General features: G+C 70.9%; 4 protein-coding genes. 3 read left to right on the top strand and 1 reads right to left on the bottom strand.

Going from position 1 to position 4,151, the window contains the following annotated elements; all coding sequences use genetic code 11:
- Positions 1-1,254: ABC transporter substrate-binding protein (locus tag AOK24_RS19915; protein WP_240554013.1), on the bottom strand; the 1,254-nt coding region annotated here is incomplete at its 3' end.
- Positions 1,255-1,567: 313 nt separating this feature from the next.
- On the opposite strand from AOK24_RS19915, the gene AOK24_RS19910 reads away from it, so the two are divergent.
- The 3 genes from AOK24_RS19910 to AOK24_RS19900 form a co-directional block, all read left to right on the top strand.
- On the top strand, positions 1,568-1,849 hold the full coding sequence (locus AOK24_RS19910) for a hypothetical protein (RefSeq protein WP_055721416.1): 282 nt from the start codon (positions 1,568-1,570) through the stop codon (positions 1,847-1,849).
- A gap of 20 nt (positions 1,850-1,869) precedes the next feature.
- Positions 1,870-2,703 carry a hypothetical protein gene (locus tag AOK24_RS19905; RefSeq protein ID WP_055721415.1) on the top strand — a complete coding sequence of 278 codons (834 nt, stop codon included), beginning with the start codon at positions 1,870-1,872 and terminating at the stop codon, positions 2,701-2,703.
- Positions 2,703-4,151, top strand: a 1,449-nt coding sequence (locus AOK24_RS19900) for a fumarate reductase/succinate dehydrogenase flavoprotein subunit (RefSeq protein WP_055721414.1), incomplete at its 3' end; no start/stop codon positions are given. The genes AOK24_RS19905 and AOK24_RS19900, both read left to right, overlap by 1 nt.

Genomic DNA, 4,151 nt, shown 5'->3' with positions numbered 1-4,151 from the left:
GCCGACGGGGGCGGCGGGGAGGCCGAGGGGGTGCAGGACGGCGGAGGCCAGCTCGGTGCGGTCGAGGGCGCGGGCGACGGCGCGCCGTACGCGTTCGTCGGCGAGGGGGCCGTTCTCGCCGTTCATGGCGAGCTGCGTGTACGCGGGTTCAAGGGACTTGCGGACCTCGAAGCCCTGGAGGGTCCGCTGCTGCTTCTCCCAGGCGGCGATGGCCTTGCGGAGCTTCTTCGCGGCGCGGACCTTGCGGTCGGCGCCCTCCTCCTCGTACTCGTCGCTCTCGGCCTTCGCGGCGGCCGACGCCTGGGCCATGGCCGCCGTGAGGGACTTCGCGGCGGTACGGCCGCTGCCCGCGCCGGTGAGGGGGCCGCCGGTGCCCTTCGCGGCCTCGGCGATGCGGGTGGCGTCGGCGGGGTCGATGTCGGCGAGGTCGACGGTGCCCGCGGCGAGGGCGGCGGAGCGCTTCGCGCGGGGTACGGCGGTGAGGCGGATCTCGGACAACTTCGCGGGCCGCCCCCACCAGCGGGCGTTGCGGGTGAGGCGGATCACGTCGGCCTTGCGGTCGACGTCGGTGAGCGCGAACGGCCCTGCCGTGACCTTGAGTTTGCGGCGCGCGGAGTCGTTGAAGGCGTCCGGCGTGCCCATGACGTCCTTGGGGTACAGCGGCGAGAACAGGGACTGCCAGTCGGCGTACGGGCGGCTGAAGGTGACGCGGACTTCGAGGTCGTTTGCGCCGCGCTCGACCTTCTCGATGCGGTCGTACCCGGCGTTGCGGGCGGTCCAGTAGGCGCTGTCCTTGCCGGAGAGGGCGCGCCACTGGGCGGCGAAGTCGGCGGCGCCGATCTCGCGGCCGTCGCTCCACACGGCCTGCTGGTTCAGGCGGTACAGGACGACCTGTTTGGGCTCGGTCTCGACGACCTTCGCGGACTCCAGGTAGTCGGCGTCGCGCTGCGGGCGGCCGTTGGCGTCGAGGCGGTACATGGCCGGCAGGACGGCCTGGGCGACGCGGGCGGTGGTGGCGTCGGCGTCGGACTGGAAGGTGTTGAAGGTGTCGGGCACGTCGTCGACGGCCCAGCGCAGGGTGCCGCCGTCGGCGACGAGGGGCCGGCCGGCGGCGGCGATCTGCTGGCCGGCGAGGGGCTTGGTGGGCTCGTCGTCGCCGGCGCAGCCGCTGAGCAGGGGGACCGCGAGCGCACCCGCGGTGAGGAAGGCGACCGAGCGCATGACCGCGCGGGTGCTGACGCCGTCGTATGACATCGCTGTTACCTCCGGCTCCGCGGGAGGGCGCTCGCGGATCGACGTAAAGTCCGATCAACCCTTGATCGGATGGACGGGCGGGCGTACGCCGCCACTGAAGAGGAAGGGGCGCGGGGAGGTCTCCCGACACGACGGGGGCGGGGCGGAAGGCCACTCGCACGGCGCAACGCGGGCGCGTGCTCCGGCGTAAATCCGACCCCGTGCGCCCCATCGGTCACCCAATCCGTGCACGGCGCTTCACACCGGGCGGTGTGACGCGCGACACTCGCAGGCGCATGAACGTCATGTCCGCCCACGGAAGTGAGGTCGCGTCATGTCCGTGCACGACGAACTCACGTCGGTCCAGCGCTGCCTCGACGACCTGGTGCGTGCCATCGGCCGGCTGGAGAAGCAGTGCGACCCCGGCTCGCTGGAGCTGCGCCGGGTCCGCTCCGACGTGACCCATCTGCGCGAGAGCCTGGCGCTCCTGCGCGAGGCGACCCCGGGTCCCGCGGCCCGCCGCCCCGACCTGGTCCCCATCCCCGACACCCCGTACGACAGCTCCCTGTGGACGGACTCGGACGACGAGGGAGTAGGCAACCGCCACCGACCCTGACCACCGAACGGGAGTCATCCTTGGCAACCGACACGGAACCCGGTACGGACCCTCATCCCCGCCGGGTCGGCGTCCGCGCGCCGACCCGCGCCGCGATCTCCGCGCCCCATCTGCGCACCGACCGCTGGTGGCTGGCGCCCGCGGTCACCGCCGCCGGGCTGCTCGCGTTCGTCGTGTACTCGACGTGGCGGGCGTTCGCGAACGCCGACTACTACGCGGCCCCGTACGTCTCGCCGTTCTACTCACCGTGCCTCGCGGAGAACTGCGAACCGATGCGCTCGGGGCCCAACGCCGAGATCTTCGGGGGCTGGTGGGGGATCTCGCCGGCGATCCTGATCCTGATCTTCCCGCTGGGCTTCCGGCTGACCTGCTACTACTACCGCAAGGCGTACTACCGGGGCTTCTGGGCCTCTCCCCCGGCCTGCGCGGTGGCCGAGCCGCACGCCAAGTACACCGGCGAGACGCGGTTCCCGCTGATCCTCCAGAACATCCACCGGTACTTCTTCTACGCGGCTCTGGTCGTCGCGGGCATCCTCACCTACGACACGGTCCTGGCGTTCCGCGACGAGCACTACAACTGGGGCCACATGGGCCTGGGTTCGCTGGTGTTCCTCGTCAACATCGGCCTGATCTGGGCCTATACGCTCTCCTGCCACTCCTGCCGGCACATCGTCGGCGGCAAGCTCAAGCACTTCTCCAAGCATCCCGTGCGGTACAAGGCGTGGCAGTTCGTGGGGAAACTGAACGACCGTCACATGCTGCTGGCGTGGGCGTCGTTGATCAGTGTGGCCGCCGCGGACTTCTACGTGTATCTGGTCGCGTCCGGTGCCTTTGACGATCCGAGGTTCTTTTAATGTCCGTGGTCGACCGCCAGGAGTGGGACGTCGTCGTGATCGGGGCCGGCGGCGCCGGGCTGCGCGCCGCGATCGAGGCGCGCGAGCGCGGCGCCCGTACGGCCGTGATCTGCAAGTCGCTGTTCGGCAAGGCGCATACGGTGATGGCGGAGGGCGGCATCGCGGCGGCGATGGGGAACGTCAACTCCGGCGACGACTGGCAGGTCCACTTCCGCGACACGATGCGCGGCGGCAAGTTCCTCAACCAGTGGCGGATGGCCGAGTTGCACGCGCGCGAAGCCCCGGACCGGGTCTGGGAGTTGGAGACCTGGGGCGCCCTCTTCGACCGGACGAAGGACGGCCGGATCTCGCAGCGCAACTTCGGCGGCCACGAGTATCCGCGCCTCGCGCACGTCGGCGACCGCACCGGCCTGGAGCTGATCCGCACGCTGCAACAGCGGGTCGTCGGCCTCCAGCAGGAGGACCACAAGGAGACCGGCGACTACGAATCGCACCTGAAGGTCTTTCAGGAACACACGGTCACCCGGCTGTTGAAGTCTCCGGACGGCCGGATCTCCGGGGTCTTCGCCTACGACCGTGAGACGGGCCGCTTCCTCGTGCTGGAGGCGCCGGCCGTGGTGATCGCGACCGGCGGCATCGGCAAGTCGTTCAAGGTGACGTCCAACTCCTGGGAGTACACCGGGGACGGCCACGCCCTCGCGCTGCTCGCCGGGGCGCCGCTGCTCAACATGGAGTTCGTGCAGTTCCATCCGACCGGCATGGTCTGGCCGCCGTCCGTGAAGGGCATCCTCGTCACCGAGTCGGTGCGCGGGGACGGCGGGGTGCTGCGCAACTCCGAGGGCAAGCGGTTCATGTTCGACTACATCCCGGACGTCTTCAAGGAGAAGTACGCCGAGTCCGAGGCGGAGGGCGACCGTTGGTACGACGACCCCGACAACAACCGCCGCCCGCCTGAGCTGTTGCCCCGCGACGAGGTCGCCCGTGCCATCAACTCCGAGGTCAAGGCGGGCCGGGGCTCCCCGCACGGCGGGGTCTTCCTGGACGTGTCGACCCGCATGCCGGCCGAGGTGATCCGGCGCCGGCTGCCGTCCATGTACCACCAGTTCAAGGAGCTGGCGGACGTCGACATCACGGCCGAGGCGATGGAGGTCGGGCCGACGTGTCACTACGTGATGGGCGGCATCGCCGTCGACTCCGACACGGCCGCCGCTCGCGGGGTGCCGGGGCTCTTCGCGGCGGGAGAGGTCGCGGGCGGAATGCACGGCTCGAACCGGCTCGGCGGCAACTCCCTGTCGGACCTGCTGGTGTTCGGCCGCAGGGCGGGGTGGCACGCGGCGAACTACGTGGACGACCTGGACGCGCGGCCGGTGCCGGAGGAGACGACGATCGACGCGGCGGCGGCGGAGGCGCTCAGGCCGTTCTCGGCGGAGGAGGGGGCGGCTGAGGCG

This window comes from Streptomyces niveiscabiei (assembly GCF_001419795.1).
GTDB lineage: Bacteria > Actinomycetota > Actinomycetes > Streptomycetales > Streptomycetaceae > Streptomyces > Streptomyces niveiscabiei.
Note: the sequence above shows the minus strand (reverse complement) of the source record. Positions and strands in the feature narration are given on the sequence as shown.